General features: G+C 65.0%; 20 protein-coding genes. 15 read left to right on the top strand and 5 right to left on the bottom strand.

Annotation, left to right across the window (positions count from 1 at the left end; translation table 11 throughout):
* Positions 1 to 17: 17 nt before the first annotated feature.
* The 3 genes from truB to T331_RS0113360 all read left to right on the top strand — a co-directional run bounded on the left by truB (position 18) and on the right by T331_RS0113360 (position 1,884).
* Positions 18 to 941: a tRNA pseudouridine(55) synthase TruB gene (truB, locus tag T331_RS0113370; protein ID WP_026440384.1), complete on the top strand. Its 924-nt coding sequence runs from the start codon at positions 18 to 20 to the stop codon at positions 939 to 941.
* Positions 942 to 964: 23 nt separating this feature from the next.
* On the top strand, positions 965 to 1,234 hold the full coding sequence (gene rpsO / locus T331_RS0113365) for a 30S ribosomal protein S15 (RefSeq protein ID WP_026440383.1): 270 nt from the start codon (positions 965 to 967) through the stop codon (positions 1,232 to 1,234).
* 71 nt (positions 1,235 to 1,305) lie between these two features.
* Complete coding sequence (locus T331_RS0113360; RefSeq protein WP_026440382.1) at positions 1,306 to 1,884, top strand: cation transporter; 579 nt, start codon at positions 1,306 to 1,308, stop codon at positions 1,882 to 1,884.
* Between the two features lie 59 nt (positions 1,885 to 1,943).
* Here the strand turns inward: T331_RS0113360 and T331_RS0113355 are convergent, their stop codons facing one another.
* From T331_RS0113355 to T331_RS18390, 3 genes are read right to left on the bottom strand one after another with little or no spacing between them, the layout of a single operon-like run.
* Positions 1,944 to 2,906: a putative bifunctional lysylphosphatidylglycerol flippase/synthetase gene (locus T331_RS0113355; RefSeq protein ID WP_026440381.1), complete on the bottom strand. Its 963-nt coding sequence runs from the start codon at positions 2,904 to 2,906 to the stop codon at positions 1,944 to 1,946.
* Between the two features lie 4 nt (positions 2,907 to 2,910).
* Entirely contained in the window at positions 2,911 to 4,497 is a 1,587-nt protein-coding gene (locus tag T331_RS0113350) for a lysine--tRNA ligase (RefSeq protein WP_026440380.1), read from the bottom strand.
* A 59-nt stretch (positions 4,498 to 4,556) separates the two neighbouring features.
* On the bottom strand, positions 4,557 to 5,255 hold the full coding sequence (locus T331_RS18390) for a lysozyme family protein (RefSeq protein WP_051622374.1): 699 nt from the start codon (positions 5,253 to 5,255) through the stop codon (positions 4,557 to 4,559).
* A 190-nt stretch (positions 5,256 to 5,445) separates the two neighbouring features.
* Here T331_RS18390 and T331_RS19240 point away from each other — a divergent pair, with 190 nt between their 5' ends.
* The 9 genes from T331_RS19240 to T331_RS0113300 all read left to right on the top strand — a co-directional run bounded on the left by T331_RS19240 (position 5,446) and on the right by T331_RS0113300 (position 19,314).
* Entirely contained in the window at positions 5,446 to 6,315 is an 870-nt protein-coding gene (locus T331_RS19240) for a hypothetical protein (RefSeq protein WP_155992718.1), read from the top strand.
* 340 nt (positions 6,316 to 6,655) lie between these two features.
* On the top strand, positions 6,656 to 8,491 hold the full coding sequence (gene typA, locus T331_RS0113335; protein WP_008492166.1) for a translational GTPase TypA: 1,836 nt from the start codon (positions 6,656 to 6,658) through the stop codon (positions 8,489 to 8,491).
* Between the two features lie 222 nt (positions 8,492 to 8,713).
* A complete protein-coding gene (locus tag T331_RS0113330) occupies positions 8,714 to 10,666 on the top strand; it encodes a putative bifunctional diguanylate cyclase/phosphodiesterase (protein WP_026440378.1) in 1,953 nt (650 codons plus the stop codon).
* A 71-nt stretch (positions 10,667 to 10,737) separates the two neighbouring features.
* Positions 10,738 to 14,481: a glycoside hydrolase family 99-like domain-containing protein gene (locus tag T331_RS0113325; RefSeq protein WP_026440377.1), complete on the top strand. Its 3,744-nt coding sequence runs from the start codon at positions 10,738 to 10,740 to the stop codon at positions 14,479 to 14,481.
* Between the two features lie 41 nt (positions 14,482 to 14,522).
* Complete coding sequence (gene rfbB, locus T331_RS0113320) at positions 14,523 to 15,578, top strand: dTDP-glucose 4,6-dehydratase (RefSeq protein WP_026440376.1); 1,056 nt, start codon at positions 14,523 to 14,525, stop codon at positions 15,576 to 15,578.
* 34 nt (positions 15,579 to 15,612) lie between these two features.
* The gene (gene rfbA, locus T331_RS0113315) at positions 15,613 to 16,494 is read left to right on the top strand and encodes a glucose-1-phosphate thymidylyltransferase RfbA (RefSeq protein ID WP_026440375.1); all 882 of its coding nucleotides are present in this window, start codon (positions 15,613 to 15,615) and stop codon (positions 16,492 to 16,494) included.
* The gene (rfbC, locus tag T331_RS0113310; RefSeq protein ID WP_026440374.1) at positions 16,494 to 17,054 is read left to right on the top strand and encodes a dTDP-4-dehydrorhamnose 3,5-epimerase; all 561 of its coding nucleotides are present in this window, start codon (positions 16,494 to 16,496) and stop codon (positions 17,052 to 17,054) included. Before rfbA ends, rfbC begins: the two co-directional genes overlap by 1 nt.
* Positions 17,051 to 17,938: a dTDP-4-dehydrorhamnose reductase gene (rfbD, locus tag T331_RS0113305; protein ID WP_026440373.1), complete on the top strand. Its 888-nt coding sequence runs from the start codon at positions 17,051 to 17,053 to the stop codon at positions 17,936 to 17,938. The genes rfbC and rfbD overlap by 4 nt, the downstream gene beginning before the upstream one ends.
* Before the next feature lie 344 nt (positions 17,939 to 18,282).
* Positions 18,283 to 19,314 (top strand): glycosyltransferase, encoded by a 1,032-nt coding sequence (locus T331_RS0113300; protein ID WP_026440372.1) that lies wholly within the window; start codon positions 18,283 to 18,285, stop codon positions 19,312 to 19,314.
* 55 nt (positions 19,315 to 19,369) lie between these two features.
* On the opposite strand, the gene T331_RS0113295 is transcribed toward T331_RS0113300, so the two are convergent.
* The gene (locus tag T331_RS0113295; protein ID WP_008492158.1) at positions 19,370 to 20,122 is read right to left on the bottom strand and encodes a glycosyltransferase family 2 protein; all 753 of its coding nucleotides are present in this window, start codon (positions 20,120 to 20,122) and stop codon (positions 19,370 to 19,372) included.
* Positions 20,123 to 20,362: 240 nt separating this feature from the next.
* Here T331_RS0113295 and ykgO point away from each other — a divergent pair, with 240 nt between their 5' ends.
* On the top strand, positions 20,363 to 20,488 hold the full coding sequence (gene ykgO / locus T331_RS0113290; RefSeq protein WP_008492157.1) for a type B 50S ribosomal protein L36: 126 nt from the start codon (positions 20,363 to 20,365) through the stop codon (positions 20,486 to 20,488).
* 73 nt (positions 20,489 to 20,561) lie between these two features.
* Here ykgO and T331_RS0113285 read toward each other — a convergent pair whose 3' ends face one another.
* Entirely contained in the window at positions 20,562 to 21,104 is a 543-nt protein-coding gene (locus T331_RS0113285; protein WP_008492156.1) for a methyltransferase family protein, read from the bottom strand.
* A gap of 591 nt (positions 21,105 to 21,695) precedes the next feature.
* Here T331_RS0113285 and T331_RS18380 point away from each other — a divergent pair.
* Both T331_RS18380 and T331_RS0113275 read left to right on the top strand, forming a co-directional pair.
* The gene (locus T331_RS18380; protein ID WP_051622373.1) at positions 21,696 to 24,065 is read left to right on the top strand and encodes a putative bifunctional diguanylate cyclase/phosphodiesterase; all 2,370 of its coding nucleotides are present in this window, start codon (positions 21,696 to 21,698) and stop codon (positions 24,063 to 24,065) included.
* A gap of 69 nt (positions 24,066 to 24,134) precedes the next feature.
* Positions 24,135 to 24,398 (top strand): IS5 family transposase (locus tag T331_RS0113275; protein ID WP_026440419.1); only part of this gene is annotated, 264 nt, incomplete at its 3' end.

Genomic DNA, 24,398 nt, shown 5'->3' with positions numbered 1-24,398 from the left:
GATTTTCACAGGACACGATGGCGCGCCAGAAAAAAGGCCGGAAACTCGACGGCTGGATCATTCTCGACAAACCGCAAGGCATCACCAGCACCCAGGCGCTGAACAAGGTGAAGCGGGCGATGGACGCGCAGAAAGCCGGGCATGGCGGCACGCTGGACCCGCTGGCCACCGGCATCCTGCCGCTGGCCTTCGGGGCGGCGACCAAGACTGTCCCTTATGTGATGGACAGTACCAAAATCTATCATTTCACGCTGAAATTCGGCGAGGCGCGGGATACTGACGATGCCGAGGGCCAGGTGATCGAGACCTCCGCCCATCGCCCGAGCGACGACGAGATCCGCGCCGCCCTTCCCGCGTTCATCGGCACCATCATGCAGGTGCCGCCGATCTTCTCCGCGATCAAGGTGGAGGGCGAGCGCGCTTATGACCTCTCCCGCGATGGCCGCCCGCCGGAGCTGCCGCCCCGCCCCGCCCAGGTGGATCGTTTCGAGCTGATCGGCCGGCCGGATGCGGACCATGCGCAGTTCGAGGTGCAGTCCGGCAAGGGCGTCTATATGCGCGCCCTGGCGCGGGATCTGGCGCGGGCCTGCGGCTCGGTGGGGCATATCGCGGTGCTGCGCCGGCTGCGCGTGGGGCCGTTCCTGGAGCGCATGGCGGTTCCTCTGGACTTTTTCCTCGATCCGGCGCAGAACCCCGCCACTCTTGCTGAAACTTTGCTGCCGCTCGAGACCGCGCTGGACGACATCCCGGCCCTGGCCCTGAACCAAGCAGAGTTTTTCGCCCTCTCCCAGGGCCAGGCGATCAGCCTGGTGGACCTGATGGGGCGCATTCCGGAGGCCGCCAATCCCGATAACGGGCTGGTGCGGGTGACGGCGGCGGGACGCGTGAAGGCGATGGCCCGACTCGGTGACGGGTGGCTGCAGCCGGAGCGCTTGTTCTAACTTCTTTTCAAGAGGATATCACGATGTCGATCACTCCTGAGCGCCGCACCGCGCTGATCGCCGAATACGCCACCGCCGCCAATGACACCGGCTCCCCGGAAGTCCAGGTGGCCCTGCTCTCCGAGCGCATCACCAACCTGACCGAGCATCTGAAGACCCACGCGAAGGATTACCATTCCCGCCGCGGTCTGCTGGTTCTGGTCGGCCAGCGCCGTTCGCTGCTGGATTATCTGAAGCGCAAGAACGTCAAGCGCTACCAGGATCTGATCGCGCGCCTCAATCTGCGCCGCTGATCGCCTGACCGGCTGGTCACCTGGTCACAAAGCCACGGCGCCTTCGGGCGCCGTTTTTGTTTGGGGGAATGATGAAGCAAAACGACCTGCGCAATGCCGCCCTGGTGGCGCTGCTGCTCAATCTCGGCTTCTTCTTTGTTGAATTCGGCGTGGCCCGGGCGATCGGCTCGGTCGCGCTGTTTGCCGACAGCGTGGATTTTCTTGAGGATTGCGGGGTCAATCTGCTGCTGGTGCTGGCGTTGCGCTGGGGGATGGCGGCGCGGGCACGGGCAGGCATGGTGATGGCGGGGCTGATCCTGCTGCCCAGCCTCGCCACGCTGGCGCAGGCCGTCGCGAAATTCTGGCATCCCAGCGTCCCCAATCCGGCCTGGCTTTCCCTCACCGGGCTGGCGGCGATGGCGGTGAATGCGACGGCGGCGCTGGTTCTGGCCCGGCACCGCCATAGCGGCGGCAGCATCGCCCGCGCCGCCTTTCTCTCCGCCCGCAATGATGTGCTGGCCAATGCCGCGATCATCCTGGCCGGGGCGGTCAGCGCCTATCTCTGGCATAGTCTCTGGCCGGATCTGATCGCGGGGATCGCGATCGGGGCGATGAATCTGGATGCGGCCGGTGAGGTCTGGGCGGCGGCCCGCGCGGAGCGGACCGGCTGACCGGCACCTGGCTCTTAGCGCCTCAAGCTCCTAGCTTGAGGCGCTAAACACATATCGCTCTAGGAGCGATGTTTCGCCCGCCGCCCCGCGACATAAACCCATAGCTCATGCACGGCATAGCACAGCCCGGCGAGGCTGGCGGGGGCCAGGAAATACAGCACCCGGAACAGCAGGATGGCGCCGAGCGCATCCGCCGCCGGCAGAAAGGCCGAGAACCCCAGCAGCAGCACCGAATCGAACACCCCCACCCCGCCCGGCAGGCCCGAGGCCGAGCCGGCCACGAAGGCGCCGACATAAAGGCTGAGCACGCGCGCGTAGGATAGGCCAGGGGCGGCCGGCAGCACCATGTCCAGTATGGCGCAGGCGCAGGCGATATCGACACAAGAGAGGATGATCTGCGCCAGCGCGATGCGCCCGCCCGGCAGCGCGATGCGCTTGCCGAAAATCGTCACCGCCTCGCGCCCGCGTGAACCAACCACATAAGCCACCGGCAGCGCCAGCAAGGCCAGCCCGAGCAGGCGCGCCAGCAGCCCGGCCAGATGCCCCGGCAGCGGCACGGCATGCGGGTCCCAGAGCAGCAGCCCCCCCAGCAGGCTGAGCACACCCAGCGAGAAATTGCTGGCCGACACCGCGACGATGCGCGCCAGCGCCGCCGGCGGCATCTCCCAATGGGCATAAAAGCGCAGACGGATGGCGGCGGCGGTGAGCGCGGTGGCGCCCAGCATATGGCTCAGCGCATAGGCGCAGAAGGAGGCCAGCCCGACATGGCGCAGCGCCAGCCTCCCGCACGCCCCGGCACGGCGGGCGAAAGCCACGCCGGGCAGGTCATAGGCGGCCATGATACAGAACGAGACGCCAAGCAGCCCCAGCGCCCGGGTGATATCCGGCCAGGGCGTGGCGGCAAAGGCGGCCAACACCGCCCCCACCCCCACCTTGCGCAGCACGCCATGCAGCCCGAAGCCGATGGCGCCGAGCAGGACGAGCCCTAGAACCGGCGGCAGAAATCTCAGCAGCCGGCGCAAGGGCTCAGGCCGCTTCCGCCTCGCGGGCGAGTGCTGTTTCGATCAGCCGGATGGTCCGCTCGACGCTGTAAAGCGCGATGAACCCGCCAAAGCGCGGCCCTTCCTGGGTGCCGAGCAGCACCTGATACAGGCAGTCAAACCAGGCCTTCAGCGGCTTGAACTCCTGCTCCTTGCCGACGGCATAGACCAGATTCTGCAGCCGCTCCGCCTCGCTCTCGCCGGGATACTCGGCCTGCCGGCCCGCGGCCAGACGGGTCTTCAGGTCCTCCAGCGCCGCGCGCTCGGCCGCGCTGGGGGCGCGGTAGCGGCGCTGCGGGGCGACGAAATCGCGGTTATAGGCAACGGCGTAATGCACCAGCTCGGCCAGGAACGGATAGCTCTCGGCATTCACCTCCGGCATGTAGGCGCGGATGAAGCCCCAGAGCATCTCGGCACTGTCGGCATTGCTCACCGAGGCGAGGTTGAGCAGCATGGTGAAGCTGAACGGCGCCCCGGCATGGTTGGGGAGCACCCCGCCATGGATGTGCCAGGCCGGGTTGTTGTGCTTGTCCTGCGACTCCGGCAGCGCCTGCACGGCGGCGATGTAATCATCGGTCGAGCGCGGGATCACGTCGAAGAACAGCTTCTTGGCGCGCTGCGGGGCGTGATACATGAACTGCGCCAGGCTCTCCTTCGGCGCGTAGGTCAGCCATTGCTCGATGGAGAGGCCATTGCCCTTGGATTTCGAGATTTTCTGCCCCTTCTCATCCAGGAACAGCTCATAGGTCAGGTTCAGCGGCGGCTCCTTGCCCAAAGCCCGGCAGATGGCGGAGGAGAGCTTGACGCTGTCGATCAGATCCTTGCCGGACATCTCGTAATCCACGTCCAGCGCGTACCAGCGCATCGCCCAGTCGGCCTTCCATTGCAGCTTGGCATTGCCGCCAAGCACGGAGGTCTCGAATTTGATGCCGCTCTCCGGGTCGGTCCAGAACACGGTGCCGTGCGCGGCATCCACCTGGTCGATGGGCACCTGCATCACCACGCCGGTACGCGGATGGATCGGCAGGATCGGCGAATAGGTGGCCTGACGCTCCTTCCCCAAAGTGGGCAGGATGATGTCGACGATCTGCTGATGATGGCGCAGCACATGCAGCAGCGCGTCGTCGAAGCGGCCGGAGGCGTAATAATCGGAGGCGGAGGCGAACTCGAATTCAAACCCGAAAGCGCGCAGGAATTCCTGCAGCATATTGTTGTTATGGGCGCCGAAACTGTCGAACTTGCCGAACGGGTCGGGGATGCGGGTCAGCGGCTTGCCGAGATGCGCGCGCAGCATCTCCTTGTTCGGCACATTCTCCGGCACCTTGCGCAAGCCATCCATATCGTCCGAGAAGGCGAGCAGGCGCGAGGGCAGACCGGTGAGGTCGGTAAACGCCTTGCGCACCCAGCTGGTGCGCGCCACCTCGCCGAACGTGCCGATATGCGGCAGGCCGGACGGGCCGTAGCCGGTCTCGAACAGCGCCTCGCTCTTGCCTTTCTGTTTCAGCCGCTCGGCGATGCGTTCGGCTTCACGGAAGGGCCAGCTCGGCTGGGGAGAGGTGGGAGTATCGTTCATGGTACCGCCTGCTCTAGAGCCGCAGCGGCGCATTTTCAATCACCAGCGCCGCGCAAACGTTACGGATCGTCGATCACCCGCGGCAGGCCGGGGCGCCAGCTGGCGTTATCCGGGCTGTTCATGGAATAGACATGGATGCGTTTGGCCGCCGCGGTCTGGATGATCGCGACAGGGTCCGGCGCGTCGATCGCGGCGGCATTTATAGCCGCACCCAGATCCGGCGGCAGATCCCCCACACGCTTCCAGGCCGCCAGCACCAGGCGCTGATAAGGCAGCCCGAGATCCGGCAAGGCCGAGTGATAATCCGCGATGGCGGCGTTCCAGGAGCCGGTGCGCGCCTTCAGCTGGGTGAGGTAGAGCCCGGCATAGGCGGCGTTCTTCGCGGGGTCGAAGGCATCGTCCAACGAAGCGAAGGCGGTGGGGTGGTAGGTCAGGCTGACCTGGAAGCAGCCGACATCGATATCCCGCGCGCCCGAGGCCTGGGCCAGGCGCACGAAGGCCTCGGCATCCTGCTTATTGGCAAAGTAACGCCCGGTGCCGTCGGCATTCACCGTCCAGGGCCAGGGCGCGGAACGGCCGCTCAACGGGTCGGACCGTCCGCTTTCCACCAGACCGATGGAGAGCAGCAGATTGGTCGGCAGCGTATCCGCCAGCTCCACCGCCCGCCCGGCGGCTGCGCAGGAAGCGCCATCCGGCACCTCCGCGAAGGCGGGCGCAGCGGCCAGGAAGGCGGCAGATATCAGCAGCCAGCGTGTCACATCTCGTCCTTGGCCAACGGGTCGCGGTGGCATCGCCCCTTTGCCGTCTCTAGCCGAAACAACGGCTTATGACGAGGCTTTAATAACACCTCCAGCCCTTTCGGCTTGGTATCCGCGGCCCTGGCCCCAGCTTGTTTGAGGACGGCCCGAAAGGGTCAAACCCATTTTCCCAACGTGAGGAGAGAGCCATATGCGTTCCCTTTGGATGGCATCCGCCGCTTTGTTGATGACCGCCGGCATCGCCTGCGCCCAGACCACGCCGCAGGGCGCGACCAACGCCCCGAACGAGGTGCCGAATGGCGCCGCGGCCGGCAAGACGGCGCCGAATTCTGGCACCACCACCATGGCGCCGGGCAACGCCGCCCCGGCCCCGCAAGGCGCCATCAACGCGCCGATGGAAACCCCACCCGGCGCCGCCCCGGGCAAGACCGCCCCGGCGCCCATGCCGCAGCACAAGATGAAGCATCACTGGAAACACGATGAAGACGGCAAGATGAAGCCGCCTCATGGTGGCCCCGAGGCCTCGCTGAAATCCGCCAAGATGGCCATGGAGCATCACGATTATGCCCGCGCGCAGACCGATCTGTCCCATGCCGAGACGCTGCTGCTGACCCGCTCGGTCGATCAGGGAAGCGACATGTCGCCGGATCAGTCCCCGGCGGTCCATTCCATCGAACAGGCCCGCAAGGCGCTGCGCGCGCATGACACGCAGGGTGCGATGAGCGCCACGGATGCCGCCATGCACGCGGCCCATAAGCATCACGGCCAGATGAGCCCGCAGGCCGGGATGGCGCCGGGCGGGGCCTCCAGCAACACGCTGGTGCCCAACCGCGATGAAAGCCAGAATTTCAATTATAATCAGGGCGCGCAGCATGCGGTGCAGACCCCGACCAGCTCGCAGCCGAGCGACGCCAACGCGCCCTCCGTGCCGCAGACCGATGGCGCGTCGCATCAGCTGATCAACGGCCAGGCGCCGCAGAACGCGGTGACCGCGCCGACCACGGCCAACCCGCAGATGGCCCCCACCGCGCCGAACCAGAAGCCGATGGTGACCAACTAAAGGGACAAGGCTCTGAAAAACTTATAAAGTTTTTTGGGTGCTGCTTTTTTTCAAAAAAGGCGGCGAAAACCTTCGGGGTGGCGGCAGCGACGTTGCCACCACCCCAACGTTCTTGGGAACTTTTTGAAAAAAGTTCCCAAACCCTTAAAAACTTTTGCTCCTTTTTCCGGGCCTCCGGCCTGCCGCAAGGCGCCCATGTTGCAGGCGGGACGTTTTAGCCCTCGCTTTTGCGGCGCAATATCGCTATGCGGGGCACAAATCAGTCCGAGCATCCCGGCCAGACCGAGGCGACATCACGCGCCCCGGCCCGGCCGGTTTGCTCATTTCGAAGGTAGTCTCGATGTCCGCGCCGAAAATTCGCAATATTGCCATCATCGCACACGTTGACCATGGCAAGACCACCCTTACCGACCAGCTGCTGAAGCAGTCCGGCGCCTTCGCCGCCCACCAGGCCGTGGCCGAGCGCGCGCTCGACCGCAACGACCTCGAAAAAGAGCGCGGCATCACCATTCTGGCCAAGGTTGCCTCGGTGGTCTGGAACGATGTGCGCATCAACATCGTCGACACCCCTGGCCACGCCGATTTCGGCGGCGAGGTGGAGCGCATCCTGTCCATGGTGGATGGCGCCGTGATCCTGGTGGACGCCGCCGAGGGCGTGCTGCCGCAGACCAAGTTCGTGCTCGGCAAGGCTCTGAAGCGCGGCCTGAAGCCGATCGTCGTCGTCAACAAGATCGACCGTGGCGATGCCCGCCCGGACGATGTGCATAACGAGATGTTCGACCTGTTCGCCTCTTTGGACGCGAATGAGGAGCAGCTGGACTTCCCGATGCTGTTCGCCTCCGGCCGTCAGGGCTGGGCGGTGAAGGATCTGAACGACCCGCGCGAGAGCCTGACGCCGCTCTTCGACCTGATCCTGAGCCACGTCCCGGCCCCGGCGCTGGACACCGAGGCGCCGTTCGCGATGGTCGCCACCATTCTGGAATCCGACACCTTCCTCGGCCGCGTGCTGACCGGGCGCGTCGAGCAGGGCAAGGCCTCCATCAACATGCCGGTGAAGGTGCTGGATCTGGACGGCAAGGTGGTCGAGACCGGCCGTCTGACCAAGCTGCTCTCCTTCCGTGGGCTGGAGCGCGTGCCGGTGGATGAGGTTGGCGCGGGTGACATCGTCGCCGTTGCGGGTCTCTCCGACACCACCATCCCGTACACGATCTGCGCGCCTGAGGTTTCGGCCCCGCTGCCCGCCACCCCGATCGACCCGCCGACTTTGTCCATGACCTTCCGCATCAATGACGGCCCGCTGGGTGGCCGCGAGGGCAAGAAGGTCACCTCCCGCCAGATCCGTGACCGGTTGATGGCCGAGACCGAAGGCAATGTCGCCATTCAGGTCGCCATCTCCACCGAGACCGACGCGTTCGAGGTTTCCGGCCGTGGCGAGCTTCAGCTGGGCGTGCTGATCGAGACCATGCGCCGCGAAGGCTTCGAGCTGACCATCGGCCGCCCGCGCGTGCTGACCCGCATCAACGAGGAGACCGGCGAGCGCGAGGAGCCGTATGAGGAAGTGCTGATCGACGTCGATGAGCCCTATTCCGGCGCGGTGGTCGAGAAGATGTCCCGCCGCAAGGGTGAGATGACCGACCTGCGCCCCTCCGGCGGCGACAAGCAGCGTTTGACCTTCAAGATCCCGTCGCGCGGCCTGATCGGCTATCATGGCGAGTTCCTGACCGACACGCGCGGCACCGGCGTGATGAACCGCCTGTTCGCCGGCTACGGCCCCTGGAAAGGCAAGATCGAAGGCCGCCGCAATGGCGCGCTGATCTCCTCCGAGGATGGCGAGGCCGTGCAGTATTCGCTGTTCTCCTTGCAGGATCGCGGCGTGCTGTTCGTGAACCCGGGCGACAAGGTTTATGTCGGCATGATCCTCGGCGAGCATTCGCGCGAGAATGATCTGGACGTGAACCCGATCAAGGAAAAGAAGCTCACCAACATCCGCGCCGCTGGCAAGGATGAGGCGCTGCTGCTCACCCCGCCGCGCCGCATGAGCCTGGAACAGGCGATCGCCTACATTCAGGACGATGAGCTGGTGGAAGTGACGCCGTCGGCGGTGCGCATCCGCAAGCGCTACCTCAACCCGCATGACCGCAAGAAAGCCGAGCGCCGCAGCGACGACGCGGCATAAGACCCAAAACGAAAAAAAAGGCGCCTCCGGGCGCTTTTTTTACGTTCCCGCCAGCGCTGACACCGACATCCTCGGTGTCGAACCAAAAAAATCTGACGCGGAGTCCAGCGACCTGACAGGCGCTAAAGGGCGTAGCGCTCTTCATTGACAGGCCGGCTCATTTTCATTCTAACTAACAAAAATCCTCAAATCGCTTATACTGAAAGATTTTAACTCAGGCTGATGTATAGATCGCCTAACACCCCCGCGACCGGTGACGATTCAGTGCTCGATCAATTGATTTTGCGCGACCAGCTGGTGTCCATCCGCCGCAACATCATGGAGATCATGCCGATCAATAGCGGCGTCTCCGCCGTCGCGTTACTTATGGCGGTCTATTATGCGCATGGCCGCGCCGGGCTGGTCTGGTTCATCGCCGCGCTGGCAATCAACATCATCCGCTTCGTGCAGAGCTGGTTGCCCGACACCGCGCCGCCGCTGCCGGTGCGCCGGAGCAGCTTTCGCTGGCTGAGCCTCACCGCGCTGCTGTCTGGCCTGGTCTGGGCCACCCTGCCGGTGCTCAGCGATTACTGCACCAATCCGCAAACAGTGTTTTATCTCACCATCACCTGCGGCATCACCGCGGGCGCCGTCACCCATGGCGGCCCTTATGCGCGGGTGCCGATCTGCTTCGTCGTACCGCCGCTGCTCTCGGTCTCCGCCTGCCTGATCTGGCTGGATAATTTCGGCTCGGCCTGCCTGGCCGCGACGGTGCTGCTCTATCTGGCGGCGCTGCTGCGCTCTGCCCGCCGGGCACAGGCGGAGTTCCAGGAGACCAGCTTCCTGAAAAACCAGGCGGTCCAGCTGGCCAGCTCGATGGAGGAGACCAACAGCGCCTCGATGGTGGTGGCCGAGCAGATGAGCTACCGCGCCACCCATGACGATCTGACCGGCCTGCTCAACCGGCCGGGCTTCATGCGCCAGGCGGAGGCCGCGCTGGGCGAGGCTGACGGCCCGTGCTGCCTGATGTTCATCGATCTGGACGGGTTCAAGCCGATCAATGAGGCCTTCGGCCACCATGCCGGCGACCGGGTGCTGGTGGAAGCCGCGCGCCGGCTGGCGCTGCCGCTGGGGCCGGATTGCATCCTCGGCCGCATGGGTGGCGATGAGTTCGCGCTGTTCTACCCCATCTGCTCGACCACCCCGCCCCCCGAGCAGCTCGGCCGGGAATTGATCGAGGCGCTGGCGCCGCCCTTTTTCAGCTTCGATGCGGGCCTGCTCGGCGCCTGCGTCGGGTTCCATGCCGGCCGGGAGGAAAGCGTCACCGCCCTGCTCTCCGGCGCTGACGAGGCGCTGCGCGCGGCCAAGGCGAAGGGGCGCAACCAGCTGCAGGCCTTCGATGAGCGGCTGCGCCAACGCCTGGCGATGCGCCGCGACATTGAGCGAGATCTGCGCCGGGCCTTGAGCGAGAAATGGGCCGAGGTCTGGTATCAGCCGGTATTCCGGGCGGATGGCTACACGCTGGTCGGCTTCGAGGGGCTGCTGCGCTGGCAGCATCCCCAGCACGGCTTCATCGCGCCGGACGAGCTGATCGCCGTCGCCGCCAAGACCGGGCTGGCCGAGCAGCTGCTGCGCTTCGTGCTCGATGATGTCTGCCAGATGATCGCGGCGCTGCGCGCGCGTGGCCTCGCCCATGTGCGGGTGGCGATGAATATTTCCCCGCGCGAGATCGCCCGGCTGCCGGTGGACGAGATCCTGCTGGCGGAACTGGCCCGGATGACCTGCCCGGCCGCCATGCTGGAGGTCGAGATCACCGAGGAATCCCTGCTGGACCTCGCCTCTGTGCAAACCAAGCTGCTGCGGCTGGCGGAGGCGGGGGTGCAGATCAGCATCGATGATTTCGGTGTCGGCTATTCCACCCTGGCAACGCTGCGCCAGCCTTATGTGAACAAGATCAAGATCGACCGCTCCTTCGTGAAGGATATCGCCAGCTCGCGCGACAACCAGGTGCTGGTCACCTCCATCCTGCAGCTTGGCCGCACGCTGGGGCTGCGGGTGGTGGCGGAAGGGGTGGAAACGCCGCAGGACCATGCGCTGCTCAAGCAGATCGGCTGCGATCTGGTGCAGGGCTATCTCTTCCGCACCCCCGCCCCGCCAGCAGAGGTGTTGCGCTGGCTGGCCGGGGAGAATAGCTGACCCCTGGCCGGCCCGGGCATCGACAGGATTTTGCCCCCCGGGCATGATATGCCGCAGACAGAGGGCAGACCGTGGACGCACCATCGCAGGTTGAAATCGACATCATCCGCCAGAGTGGCCTGTTCCTGTCCGACTGGTATCTGGCGGCGCATCCCGAGGTGGCGGCGCAGGGCGGCGATGGGTTGGCGCATTTCTGCACGCAAGGCTGGCGCGCCGGGGCGCGGCCCAACCCGTATTTTCATCCGCACTGGTATCTGGAGCGCTACCCGGATGTCGCCGCGAATGGCGGCAACCCGCTGCTGCATTACATCTCCGCCGGCGAGGCCGAGGGGCGCGACCCCTGCCCCTATTTCTTCACCGCCTGGTATCGCCGCACCTATGAGCTGACGCTGGAGACCTCCTGCCTCAACCATTTCCTGCGCCGGCGCACGCTGGGCCAGGTCAACCCGCTGCCGGTCTTCGACGGCGCCTGGTATCTCGACCAGAATCGCGACGTGGCGGAAGGCGGGGCCGACCCGTTCGAGCATTTCCTGGCCTTCGGCGTGGCGGAGGAGCGCGACCCCTCACCGGAATTCGACATCAAATTCTATCTCGGCCGCTATGGGAAATATCTGCAAGGGCAGAACCCGCTGCTGCATTATCTGGCCAACCAGGAAAGCGGCATTTTCCTGCCCCGGCGCCCGGAGCAGGAAGGGCTGATCCCCGCCGCCATCCGCCGCGCCACCCGCCCTGCCCCGTTTTTCGAGGAATTCAGCCCGGCCCCCGCCCATGCCGCGCGCAAAGCCAGGCTGCTGGCCTTCTACCTGCCGCAATTCCACCGTGTGGCGGAGAATGACAGCTGGTGGGGTAAGGGCTTTACCGACTGGACCAATCTCGGCCGCGCCATGCCGCGTTTCGTCGGCCATGTGCAGCCGCGCGTGCCGCGCGATCTCGGCCATTATTCGCTGGATGACCCGGCGACGCTGAAGCGCCAGGTGGAGATGGCCAAGGCCGCCGGGCTGTCGGGCTTCGTGTTCTATTATTACTGGTTCAACCGCCACCGGCTGCTGGAAAAGCCGCTGGAGCAGTTTCTCTCAGACCCGTCGCTGGATTTTTCCTTCTGCGCGATGTGGGCGAACGAGAACTGGACCCGGCGCTGGGACGGGATGGAGCGCGAGGTGCTGATCGCGCAGGAATATCTGGAGGAGGATGACGAGGCGCTGGTGGCGAGCTTCGCGCGGCTCTTCGCCGATCCGCGCCATATCCGCATCGAGGGCCGGCCGCTTTTGATGATCTACCGCGCCAATCTGATCCCGGATGCGGTGGCGCGCATCCGCCGTTGGCGCCGGCTTTTCGAGGCCCATCACGGCGAGCGCCCGCTGCTGATCATGGCCCAGAGCCTGGGCGATGATTACGACCCCACACCGTACGGGCTGGACGGGGCGGTGGAGTTTCCGCCGCACAAGCTCAGCCAGGCCACCGCCCGGATCAATGAAAAACTCGACCTGCTGGATCCGGATTTCATCGCCACCGTGCATGATTACGCGGATCTGGCCCGCACCTCGCTGGCGCTGCCGGTGCCGGATTATCCGCTGATCAAGACCATCGTGCCCGGCTGGGATAATGACCCGCGCCGCGAGGGCAAAGGGCTGGCGCTGCATAACGCCACCCCGGCTCTGTACCAGGACTGGCTGGAGAAGCTGATCTCCTACGCCGCCGATCATTCTTTCTACGGCGAAAAGCTGATCTGCGTGAATGCCTGGAATGAGTGGGCAGAGGGCGCGTTTCTGGAGCCGGACATCCATGCCGGCGCGGCCTTTCTGAACGCCACGGCGCGCGCCATCGTCGAGCGCGAGGCGGGCGACCTTGCCGCCGGCATCCTGCTGGTCGGGCATGATGCGCAGGCGCATGGCGCGCAATTGCTGCTGCTGCACATCGCCGGCCAGCTGAAGCGCCAATGGGGGCTGAAGGTGCATCTGCTGCTGCTGGGCGTCGGCCCGCTGCTGGCGCGCTATTACGAGGTGGCGGAGGTGACGGTCGCCTATGACAAGACCATTATCGGCCATCATCTGGACCAGTATCGGCGCTTGGGGCTGCGCCATGCCATCGTCAATTCCGCCGCCGCGGCGCGGGTGGTGCCCTGGGCGGCGGCCCGCAATATCGAGAGCGTGCTGCTGATCCACGAACTGCCGCAGCTGCTGAAGGAATATAATCTGGAAATCCAGGCGCGGCTCGGCGGCGCGGCGGCGGCGCATCTGGTGTTCTCCTCCACCTTCGTCGCGGATAAAGTCCGCGCCGCGATCGGGCTGGATGGCACCAACGAGGCGGTGCTGGCGCAAGGCAATTACCAGAGCCTGCGCCCCGACCCGCAGGCCCGCGCCGAGATGCGCGCCGCACTGGGGCTGGGCGCGCGGGATTTCCTGATCCTGGGGGCCGGCTTCGCGCATATCCGCAAAGGCTTCGATCTGTTCCTGCAGCTGGCCCGCAGGCTGGCGGCAAAGCGCGCGGATGTCCGCTTCATCTGGGTCGGCGATATCGAGTTCAAGCTGAAGACCTATCTCGAACCCGAGATGGCGGCGCTGCAGGCGCAAGGCCGCTTCACCCATATCCCCTTCACCGACAAGGTGGCCGGCTATTTCGCCGCCGCCGACGTGCTGGCGCTGACCTCGCGCGAGGACCCGCTGCCGACGGTGGTGATGGAGGCGCTGGCCTGCGGGGTGCCCTGTGTCGCCTTCGATGAGAGCGGCGGCATTCCGGAGCTGCTGCGCGCGGAGGCGGCTGGTTATGTCGCCGCGGCCGGGGATCTGGAGGATTATCAGGCCGGGCTGGAGGGCCTGCTCGACCATAAGGCGCTGGCCGCGCTGCGCCCGCGCCTGGCGCAAATGGCGGCGCGCCGGTTCGATTTTCCGGCCTATGTGGACAGGCTGCTCGCCCTGGCCGCGCCGGGGCTCAAGCGCATCAGCGCCGTGGTGCTGAACTATAATTACGCCCGGCATCTGCCCGAGCGTCTCACCAGCATCTTCGAACAGACCTACCCGGTGCAGGAGATCCTGCTGCTGGACGATGCCTCGCGCGATGACAGCCTGGCGGTGGCGCGCGACTGCGCCACGGCGGCCGGGCGGGAGATGCGGGTGATCGCCAATGAAGCCAATTCCGGCTCGGTCTTCGCGCAATGGCGCAAGGCGGCGCAGGCGGCGCAAGGCGATTATGTCTGGCTCTGCGAGGCGGATGATGCCGCGCATCCAAGCTTCCTGGCGCAGCTGGCCGAGGCGCTGGCGCGCGATGAGGACACGCTGCTGGCCTTCACCGACAGCCGCGCCGTGGATGAAGCCGGGCAGGAAACCATGTCCAGCTATCAGGGCTATTATTTCCAGTCCGGCGAGCGCGGGCTGGCGGCATCGGGCAGCTGGAAAGCTGGAGAATTCGCGGCGAAATTCTTAAGCTTGCGTAACTTCATTCCCAATGTCAGCGCGGTTTTGTGGCGGCGTGAGGCGCTGTTGCGGGCGCTGGAGGCGGTGCCGGATCTGGAAGGCTGGACCCTGGCCGGGGATTGGCGGCTCTATCTGGAGCTGCTGGCCGGCCAGGCCGGGCGCGTCGCCTTCATCGCCACGCCGTTGAATACCCACCGCCGGCACCAAAGCAGCGTCACCGCGAGGCTGGATCATGCCGCGCATCTGGCGGAAATCGAGCGGCTGCATGCGCTGGCGGCAGCCCGGCTGCAGCTGCCGCCGGGCGTGCTGGCGGCGCAGGCGGCTTATCGCACCCAGCTCGCCGGGCAGTTCGCACGTGCGAAAAAGAAACCGGCGGCGCCTGTTGCCAGACGCAAGAAGGTCTGATTGTACTGCTTGCGGTTGATCATGAAACGATTGGAGTGCGTATGAAAATCCTGTTGACCGGCGGTTGTGGCTTCATCGGCTCCGCCGTCGTGCGCCGGGCGATCCGCCAGGAAGGGCACGAGATCGTCAATATCGACAAGATGACCTACGCCGCCTCGGAAGATGCGCTGGAGGATGCGGGAAGCAATCCGAATCATCTGCTGCTGAGACAGGATATCTGCGACGCCGCCGGCATCCGCGCCGCCTTCGCCGCGCACCAGCCGGACGCGGTGATGCATCTGGCCGCCGAGAGCCATGTGGACCGCTCCATCGACGGCCCGGCCGCCTTCGTGGAGACCAATGTCACTGGCACCTTCGTGATGCTGGAAGCGGCGCGTGAATATTTCGCCACACTTTCCGGCGAGAAGAAGGAGCGCTTCCGCTTCCATCACATCTCCACCGACGAGGTGTTCGGCGCGCTGGAAGATAACGACCCGCCCTTCAACGAGCACACCCCTTACGACCCGCGCAGCCCCTATTCCTCCTCCAAGGCCGCTTCGGACCATCTGGCCCGCGCCTGGATGCACACTTACGGCCTGCCGGTGATCGTCTCCAACACCACCAATAATTACGGCAAATGGCAGTTCCCGGAGAAGCTGATCCCGCTGGTCACGCTGAACGCCATCGAGGAGAAGCCGCTGCCGGTATACGGCGCTGGCTTGAACACCCGCGACTGGCTGTTCGTGGATGACCATGCCGAGGCGCTGCTGAAGGTCGTCACCACCGGCACGCCGGGCGAGACCTACTGCATCGGCGCGCGCCAGCCGCGCAAGAATCTCGACGTGGTGAAGGCGATCTGCGCGGTGCTGGACAAGAAGCTGCCGAGCCCGAACGGGGCGCGCGAGCGGCTGATCACCTATGTCACCGACCGCCCCGGCCATGATAACCGCTACGAGATCGACCCGAGCAGCGCCGAGACGGCGCTGAACTGGAAAGCCGCGCATGATTTCGAGCGCGGGTTGGAAGCCACCATCGGCTGGTATCTGGATAACCGCCCCTGGTGGGAAGGCATCCGCGCCAAAAAATATTCCGGCAAGCGCCTCGGCGCCGCCGCCTGATCCTGCCCTTTTCCTCTCTCATTAGGCATTTCCCATGATCAAAAAGGGCATCATCCTCGCCGGCGGCTCCGGCACGCGGCTGCATCCGATCACCCAGGCCAGCTCCAAGCAGCTGCTGCCGGTGTTCGACAAGCCGATGATCTATTACCCGCTCTGCACGCTGATGCTGGCGGGCATCCAGGAGGTGCTGATCATCTCCACCCCGCAGGACCTGCCGCAATTCCAGCGCCTGTTCCATGATGGCGCGCATCTTGGCATCCGCATCGCCTATGCCGAGCAGCCGAGCCCCGATGGTCTGGCCCAGGCCTTCCTGATCGGCGAAAAATGGATCGATGGCGAGGCCTGCGCCCTGGCGCTGGGCGACAACCTCATCCATGGCGACCATCTCTCCACCTTGCTGCGCGCCGCCGGCGCCCGGCCGGAAGGGGCGACGGTGTTCGCCTATCAGGTCCGCGATCCGGAGCGCTACGGCGTCGTCAGCTTCGATTCCGATGGCAAGGCGATCAATATCGTCGAAAAACCGAGCCAGCCTGAATCCAACTGGGCGGTGACGGGGCTGTATTTCTACGATCACCGCGTCACTGAGCTGGCCAAGAAGGTGAAGCCCTCCGCCCGGGGCGAGCTGGAGATCACCGATCTCAACAACATGTACCTGCAGGAAGGCACGCTGAAGGTGGACCGGCTCGGCCGTGGCACCGCCTGGCTGGATGCCGGCACGCCCGACAGCCTGCTGCAGGCCGCCACCTTCGTGCAGACCATCCAAGACCGCCAGGGCAATCTGGTCGGCAGCCCGGAGGAGGTCGCTTTCCGCATGGGCTTCATCAATGCCGAGCAGCTGCGCGTGCAGGCCAAGAAGATCCACAAGACCGAGCTTGGCCGCATTCTCCTGAACATCGCCGACGGGGTGCATCACTGATGAAGATCGAATCGCTCGCCATTCCCGAGGTCAAGCTGATCACCCCGCCGAAATTCGGCGATAATCGGGGTTTTTTCTCTGAGACCTGGAGTTCGGCCAAACTCAAGGCCCAGGGCTTCGACGAACATTTCGTCCAGGACAATCAGAGCTTCTCCGCCCAGAAGGGCACGCTGCGCGGGCTGCATTGCCAGGCTTCGCCCTTCGTGCAGGGCAAGCTGGTGCGCGTCATTCGCGGCGCCATCTGGGATGTGGCGGTGGATATCCGCCAGGGCTCGCCGACCTATGGCAAATGGGTGGGGGCGGAGATCTCGGCCGAGAACTGGACCCAGATCTGGGTGCCCGGCGGCTTCCTGCACGGTTTCGTCACGCTGGTTGAGAATACCGAGGTGATCTACAAGGTCACCGGCGATTACGACAAAGCCTCCGAGCGCGCGGTGATCTGGAATGACCCGACCCTGGCGATCGACTGGCCGGTGCCGGCCGAGGGCGTCGTGCTCTCCGACAAGGACAAGGTCGCGCCCGCCTTCAATCCCAACGACACCTGGTTCACCTACGCATGATCCTGGTCACCGGCGCCTCCGGGCAGTTGGGCGATGCGCTGGCCAGGCGCCTCGCCGCGCGTGGCATCCCGTTCATGGCGGTGAAGCGGCCTGAATTCGATTTCGAGCAGCCCGCGACCATCGCGGCGGCGTTCGATGCGGCCAGGCCCAGCCTGGTCATCAACGCCGCCGCCTATACCGCGGTGGACAAGGCCGAGACCGACCAGGAGGCGGCCCGCGCCGGCAACCATACCGGCCCGCTGGCGCTGGCGCAGCTCTGCGCCAAGGCCGATATCCCCTTCATCCATGTCTCCACCGATTACGTCTTCGATGGCGACAAGGGCGCACCCTATGTCGAGACCGACCCGACCGGCCCGACCGGCGTATATGGCGCCACCAAGCGCGACGGCGAGGAGGCGATCCTCGCCACCGACGCCAAGGCGATCATTCTGCGCACCGCCTGGGTCTATTCCGCCCATGGCAAGAATTTCGCCCGTACCATGATCAATGCCGGGCGCAAGATGCCGGTGCTGCGTGTCGTCGCCGACCAGCGCGGCACCCCGACCGCCGCCGCCGATCTGGCGGATGCGATTCTGGCGATCGCCGACAAGATCGAAGCCACCGGCTGGCAGCCGGCCTATCGCGGCATCTACCATGCCACCGGCCATGGCGAGACCAGCTGGCACGGCTTCGCCAGCGCGATTTTCGGGGAAGCCGCCAAGCAGGGCTATCAGCCGCCGCAGGTGCAGCCCATCGCCACCGCCGACTGGCCGACACCCACCCGCCGCCCGCCCGATTCCCGGCTGGATAACACCAAGCTGGAGGCCGTGTTCGGGGTCCGACTGCCGGACTGGCGCGCCACCCTGCCCGGTGTGGTCACGGACCTGCTGGCGCCGGAGGGTTAGAGCAATATGCGTTTAGGTTGACGCGGCAGCGTCCCCCTAAACGCATGAAATTGCTCGCCAAAACATGAGTACAGCGAGATGGGTTTATCCGGACGCGTCAGCGTCCAGATAAACCCATGAAACGGCTTGCCAAACTCAACATAAGGCCTCACCCCCGGCCGCTTGAGGCGCTGCTGAATACACGCTAGGATCGAAACGATTTTGAAACACACGCTGAGTATGCAAAGAGGCGTTGCGTTGCCGGCGCATAAATACGTATACTAACAATCAGGCGCAGCGTCTGACTCTCGTTGACCGCCGCCGCCACGTCACCCATTCGCGGGAATGGAAGGAAAGCTTGAGACATGACCCCTGCTTCGGTTAATGCTCCGGCGAGCGCGTTCCGCAATGCGGGTGTCGCCATTCTGCTCTCCACCTTCAACGGGGCGGCGTATCTGCCCGCACAGCTGAACAGCTTCCTCTCGCAGACCCATGAGCATTGGGTGCTGCATTGGCGCGATGATGGCTCAACCGACGAGACCGTCGCCATCATGCGGGCCTTCGCGGCGCGGGTGGGGGCCGAGCGCTGTGTGGAATCGCCCTCTTCCGGCCCGCATCTCGGGGCGTTTTCCAGCTTCCTCACCTTGCTGCGGGAAAATCTCGGCGCGATGGCGCTGGCCTTTGCCGACCAGGATGATGTCTGGCTGCCCGAGAAGCTGCAGTGCGCGCTGGAAATCCTGTCCCAGGCGGAGGATGTCCCAGCACTTTATTGCGCCCGCCAATACCGGGTGGATGAATCGCTGCGCAACGCCAGCCTCTCCGCCTCACATACCGGCACGCCGGGCTTTCCCGCCTGCCTGACCCAGAATATCGCCAACGGCAACACGCTGGTGCTCAACGCCGCCGCCGCCGCCCTGGTCGCCACCGCCAGCGAACCGAACGGCACGGTGCATGATTGGTGGAGCTATATCGTCGTCTCCGCCTGTGGCGGGCGGATTCTGTTCGATGAGCGCCCGCAAGTGCTCTACCGGCTGCATAAGAGCAATCTGATCGGCCGGGCGCAGCCGCTGCCCCAGCGCGCGCTGGGGGCGCTGCGGCGCGGCCCGGTTGTGTTCATGACCATGATGCAGCGCCATGCCGATGCGCTGGCCAAGCAGGAGGCGAAGCTGACGCCGATGGCCCGGCAGGATCTGGCGGTGCTGCGCGCCGGGCTGCATGGCGGGCTGGCCCAGCGCCTCAGCGCCTTGCGCTGCCCGCGCCTGCGCCGGCGTACAAGGCTGGAAAACCTGCTTTTCGCTGTCTGGTTCCTCACCTGCCGCCGCTTCCTGGCCGCCCCGCAGCCGCTGCTCGATTCCGTGCCGGCGAAACGCGCCGCCCCGGCCTTTCAGGAGAGCTGAACCCGCGCTGAACCCGCCCGGGGCCAAAAAAACGCCCTTGCGGGCGTTTTTCGTCTCAGGCCTCGCGGATATCCTGCCACTCCTCGGTGAAGGGCTTCTTGCGGAAGGTCGCCCATAAGAAATTCATCGTATAGCGCAGCCCGATGGTGAACACCCCCTCCCCGACCAGGCGGCGGCCGGAGGATTGCGCCGGCAGGCGGAAGGTGAATTTCACCGTGCCGACCTTGGAGAGGCGGTTGGCCATGTCGGTATCCTCGCCATAGAAGGAGAAGCGCAGATCCGGGTTGCCGAGCTTCAGCATCGCCTCGCGCTTGACCACGAAATTGCCACCCTGGAGCATGGCGCCGATATTCAGCACGTAATGATTGAACACATAGGCCAGCCAGGCCAGCCGGTAATAGCAGGCGACGACGACATTCACCTTGCGCGGCACGCCGTAATACACATACGGGCCGGAGAGCCCGACCAGCGCCGCGGAGCGGCCAAACTGGCGCAGCACTTCCGCGAGCCAGCCTTCCGGGATCACGGTATCGGCGTCGATATTGGCGATCAGTTCGCCGGTGGAATTCTCGAACCCGCTCCAGCGCGCCTGCACCAGCCCCTTGCGCGGCTCGTCCACCACCCGCACCCCCTCCACCGCCAGCGCCACCGCGCGGGTATCGTCGGTGCTGGCATTGTTGACGACGATGATCTCCGCCTCCTCGCCCAATTTCAGGCCGGCGCGCGCGATTTCCTCGCGGATCGCCAGCAGCGAGCGGCCCAGCAGGGCTTGCTCATTATAGGCCGGAACGACGAAACTGATCTTCATAGCGCATAAGCTCCTGAGACTCGGGGCGGGGCGGACCACCCTTAAACCCCCTATCAACAGGGAGAGCGCCCGGAAGGCGAATGACCTTTTGATGAAACCAGGAATAGCCGGCATTTTCCAGATTTTTCGTCGAGCCTCCGGCGGCGGCCGCGATGCGCGGCGGTCTTGCGGTTGACAGAGCGGCGCTGGCTTGGCATAGGGCGCCCCCAACTTGTTTCAATTTTTTAGCCGAGACCTCTGATGAAGATCCGCAATTCCCTCAAGTCCGCGAAGCTTCGCGACAAGAACTGCCGCGTTGTCCGCCGCCATGGCCGGGTTTACGTGATCAACAAGAAGAACCCGCGCATGAAGGCGCGCCAGGGCTAATCCCCCTCGGTTCTTTTCGAGACGGCAAAAAGCCCGGCAGCTTGCCGGGCTTTTTGCATGGGCGCCGCGCGGCTCAGCCTCGCCATAGCGGCCAGAACATGCCGGCGCGCATGCGATAGGCGGCGTAGGCGTCCGCCAGCGCGGAGTCGCCAAACCGGCGCTCCTCGCGCCGCGCCGCGATGACATAGAGCGCGCTGAGCAGAACCGGCACGACCCACCCCGCCAGCCCCCGCGCCGCCAGCGCCGTGCCCAGCCAGAACAGCATATAGGCCAGGTAGAACGGATGGCGGACGCGGCGATATGGCCCGTGCCGCACCAGGCAATGCGGCGCCTGCGGATCGAATGCCAGATGCAGCCGGGCGCCGCGGCTGGCCCGCACCGCGGCGCGGAACAGCGCCAGCGCGGCGGCGAACAGCCCCAGCGCGACCGACCAGGCGAATAAGGGGCAGGCCCAGAGCCGCCACCAGAAGATCGCCAGCCCCAGCAGGCTCAACAAGCTGACGCCCCGCATGCCGCGCCGCATCCCGCCCGCCGACTCGAAATGCCACCGCACCCCCCAGACGAAAGCCGCGAAACAGCCTGTGCCGGCAAAGAAGGTGAGCAGGGCCGCGATCATCGGCGGGATCCGGCGTCGGTCAGGGGCAAGTCTGGCATCCAGCCTTCTCTTTGACCCGAGGCTGGGCGCAGGGGCGACAAAAAACCGTTAACGCGCGGCGGAGCTGCGTTCACAATCTCGTTGGCAACATCGTGCCGCCCCCTCGCCGCCGCATGATTGGGGCGTCGCGCGCGCTCCTGGACGTCGTTTTGGCACGCCATCTTTTGCACGCAGACCATGCGATGTCCCGACGAATGAACAGAGTGCGCTTTCTACCCGATATCTTAAATTCCGGACAGGCGACGTTAGTATTTCTGACAGCGAACACCCACGAAAACGTGAGGAATTGCCGGGTAGATTGGCAATTTACAACCTCGCGGCGCAGCCATAAATTACTCTGGCGTAAAAATTCTGCCCTTTGCAAACCATCAATTAAAGATAGCGTTTTCTAAAAAAAGACTGTACGTAAAGTTGTGGGCGTCCGACGTGTCAATTCGTGTTTTTTGCGTCGCATGAAAGGCGAGCGTTTTTCCGGAGATGAGCGACTCGACCGAAGTTTTTCCAAAAACATTCTTGCCACCCGCATTTTTTCGACAGTTCGCGCGCAATGGCATGGCGGCTGTTAATTATATCCTGGGCACGCAACTCCCCGAGGACCTGCGCGAGCGGCTCATGCTCGATCAGGCCAAGGATTTCAGCTATGTGATCAGCGCCATCGCGGTGCTGGGGCTCAACACCATCGCGCTGATTTTCTTCGATTTCCTGCATGCGCCTTGGCTCGTGGGCCGCAGCGCCGCGATCCTCGGCGCGGGCTTTTGCTATATCGCCATTCTGTTCAATGCCCGCGCCTGGCTGCAACGCGAGCAGCCGACCCAGATGAGTGCCGACGCCTATATCGGCCGGATGGCGCGCCTGTTGTTCCTGCTGGGCTGTTTCTGGTCGGCGCTGCTGCTGGTGGTGGTGCGCGAGGCCGGGCCCTGGCAGCTTTGCCTGCTTTACGCGATCATGACCGGCTGCCTTGCCACCCCGGTGGTGGTCTCGCCGGCACTCTGCGCCTTCGCTTACTGGCTGCCGGTCTCCATCGGCGTCACCGCCACCATGATCGCCTCTCACCACGCCAATATATTCGCGGTGGTGGATCTGCTGGCCTTCGTCGCCCTCACCGGCTTCTGCATTTTTTTCCTCAATCGCCGCACGAATGAACGCGCCATCAGCGCCATCCGGCTGGAGGAGAATACCGAGGTCATCCGCCTGCTGCTGCGCGATTTCGAGGAAAGCGCCTCCGACTGGCTCTGGGAGACCAACGCCCAGATGGAGCTGCAGCAGGTGAGCCACCGCCTGGTTCAGGTGGCGCGCCGGCCGGCCGAGGCTCTGACCGGGCCGTTCCCCGAGGCGATCCTGGGCGAGGGCGCCTTGCGCGACGCCCCGCCCGGATCGTCGGTCGAGCGGCTGCGGCGCGCCATCGCCGAGCGCTCGCCCTTCCGCGACCTGGTGATCCCGGTGATGATCGAGAACGAGCTGCGCTACTGGTCGCTCACCGGCAAGCCGATTCTGGATAAGCATGGGCGCTTTGGCGGCTATCATGGCGTCGGCTCGGACATTACCGGCCAGCGCCGCCAGCAGGAGCATATCTCCTTCCTCGCCCGGCATGACAGCCTGACCAAGCTCGCCAACCGCATGCTGTTCTCCGAGGTGTTGCACCAATGCTGCGAGAATGCCGCCAATTCCGGCTTCGCGCTGCTCTGCCTCGATCTCGATAACTTCAAGATGATCAATGATTCGCTGGGCCACGCCACCGGCGATGCGGTGCTGGTGGCGGTGGCCGAGCGGCTGCGCGGCTGCATCCGGGATTTCGACATCGCGGCCCGGCTCGGCGGCGATGAATTCGCCATATTGGTGATGACCAGCGACGAAAACGAGGCGCAGTCGATCGCCAACCGCATCATCGAGCGGATCATGCGCCCGTTCCATTTCGACGGGCAGGCGCTGCAGATCGGCGTCTCCATCGGCATCGCCAATGCCCCGCGCGACGGCGACAACCCGACCGCGCTGATGAAAAGCGCCGATCTGGCACTCTACCGCGCCAAGTCCGACGGGCGGGGCATCGTGCGCATCTTCGACCAGGGCATGGACGACATGATCCGCGCCAAGCGGGCGCTGCATATCGCGCTGCGCCAGGCGCTGGCGCGCCAGGAGCTGAGCGTCGCCTATCAGCCGATCGTGGATCTCAATAGCGGCCAGATCATCAGCGCCGAGGCGCTGGTGCGCTGGCAGCATGCCGAGCAAGGCGAAATTCCGCCCGGGCGTTTCATCCCGATTGCCGAAGAGTTCGGGCTGATCGAGGAAATCGGCGACTTCGTGCTGCGCCAGGCCTGCGCCGCCGTCGCCACCTGGCCGGCCCATATCAGTGTCGCGGTCAATCTCTCCCCCTCGCCCAGCGGGGCGCAGCGCCTCGTCCAGAGCATTCTCGACGTGCTGGCCGAACATGAGCTGCCCCCTGAACGGCTGGAGCTGGAGGTGGTGGAAAGCACGATCCTGGAAGTTGGTAGCCCGACCGAGCAGGCGCTCTGCCAGCTGCATGAGCATGGCGTGCGCATCGCGCTGGACGATTTCGGCACCGGCTATTCCTCACTCTCCTATCTGCGCCGCTTTCCGTTCAGCAAGCTGAAGATCGACGGCTCCTTCGTGCGCGATCTCGGCAACCCGCACCCTGGCCCCGGCCGGCCCGGTGAAACCGCGACCGAGAAGGCCGACAGCTCGATCATCCTGGCGATCATCGGGCTGGCGGAGAATATGAACATGGCGGTGACCGCCGAAGGGGTGGAAACCGCCGAGCAGGCGGAAATCCTGCGCAGCTATGGCTGCACCCAGGCGCAGGGCTACCTGTTCCACAAGCCGATGGATGCGGCACGCATCGCCGCCTTGCTGCGCGACGCGCCGCCGCCCCGGCGCGTCAGCCCGCCGCGCCACGCGATGTACTAGGTCGTGTCTGCATTCATAGATTCCCTTTGTTTGTGATTTCTGATTCAAGGCTTGAGGAGGGTTCTTGCCTTGAGCAGACGGACACTGACGGACGAACAATGGAACCGCATTGAGGGTCACTTGCCTGGCCGTGTTGGCACCCCTGGCCGAAGCGGGGTGGACAACCGACTTTTTGTTGATGCGATCTTATGGATGGCTGGCAATGCGGCGCGTTGGCGAGATTTGCCGGAGATGTTTGGCAAATGGACGGCGGTACATGCGCGGTTCCGGCGTTGGTCTCATGCGGGCGTTTGGGAAGCGCTATTCAAAACCCTGGCGGATACGCCGGATTTT

Origin of the sequence: Acidocella facilis ATCC 35904, assembly GCF_000687875.1 — a bacterium.
Taxonomy (GTDB): Bacteria; Pseudomonadota; Alphaproteobacteria; order Acetobacterales; family Acetobacteraceae; genus Acidocella; species Acidocella facilis.
The sequence above is the reverse complement of the archived record's forward strand: the minus strand, read 5'-3'. Positions and strand labels throughout refer to the sequence as shown.

Bases quoted from the DNA above. Each gene is read 5' to 3' on its own strand.
- T331_RS0113360 (WP_026440382.1), top strand. From the start codon at position 1,306: ATGAAGCAAAACGACCTGCGCAATGCCGCCCTGGTGGCGCTGCTGCTC.
- T331_RS0113295 (WP_008492158.1), bottom strand. From the start codon at position 20,122: ATGAAGATCAGTTTCGTCGTTCCGGCCTATAATGAGCAAGCCCTGCTG.
- rfbB (WP_026440376.1), top strand. From the start codon at position 14,523: ATGAAAATCCTGTTGACCGGCGGTTGTGGCTTCATCGGCTCCGCCGTC.
- truB (WP_026440384.1), top strand. From the start codon at position 18: ATGGCGCGCCAGAAAAAAGGCCGGAAACTCGACGGCTGGATCATTCTC.
- T331_RS0113300 (WP_026440372.1), top strand. From the start codon at position 18,283: ATGACCCCTGCTTCGGTTAATGCTCCGGCGAGCGCGTTCCGCAATGCG.
- T331_RS18380 (WP_051622373.1), top strand. From the start codon at position 21,696: ATGGCGGCTGTTAATTATATCCTGGGCACGCAACTCCCCGAGGACCTG.
- T331_RS0113330 (WP_026440378.1), top strand. From the start codon at position 8,714: ATGTATAGATCGCCTAACACCCCCGCGACCGGTGACGATTCAGTGCTC.
- T331_RS0113350 (WP_026440380.1), bottom strand. From the start codon at position 4,497: ATGAACGATACTCCCACCTCTCCCCAGCCGAGCTGGCCCTTCCGTGAA.
- rpsO (WP_026440383.1), top strand. From the start codon at position 965: ATGTCGATCACTCCTGAGCGCCGCACCGCGCTGATCGCCGAATACGCC.
- rfbD (WP_026440373.1), top strand. From the start codon at position 17,051: ATGATCCTGGTCACCGGCGCCTCCGGGCAGTTGGGCGATGCGCTGGCC.
- typA (WP_008492166.1), top strand. From the start codon at position 6,656: ATGTCCGCGCCGAAAATTCGCAATATTGCCATCATCGCACACGTTGAC.
- T331_RS19240 (WP_155992718.1), top strand. From the start codon at position 5,446: ATGCGTTCCCTTTGGATGGCATCCGCCGCTTTGTTGATGACCGCCGGC.
- rfbA (WP_026440375.1), top strand. From the start codon at position 15,613: ATGATCAAAAAGGGCATCATCCTCGCCGGCGGCTCCGGCACGCGGCTG.
- T331_RS0113285 (WP_008492156.1), bottom strand. From the start codon at position 21,104: ATGATCGCGGCCCTGCTCACCTTCTTTGCCGGCACAGGCTGTTTCGCG.
- ykgO (WP_008492157.1), top strand. From the start codon at position 20,363: ATGAAGATCCGCAATTCCCTCAAGTCCGCGAAGCTTCGCGACAAGAAC.
- rfbC (WP_026440374.1), top strand. From the start codon at position 16,494: ATGAAGATCGAATCGCTCGCCATTCCCGAGGTCAAGCTGATCACCCCG.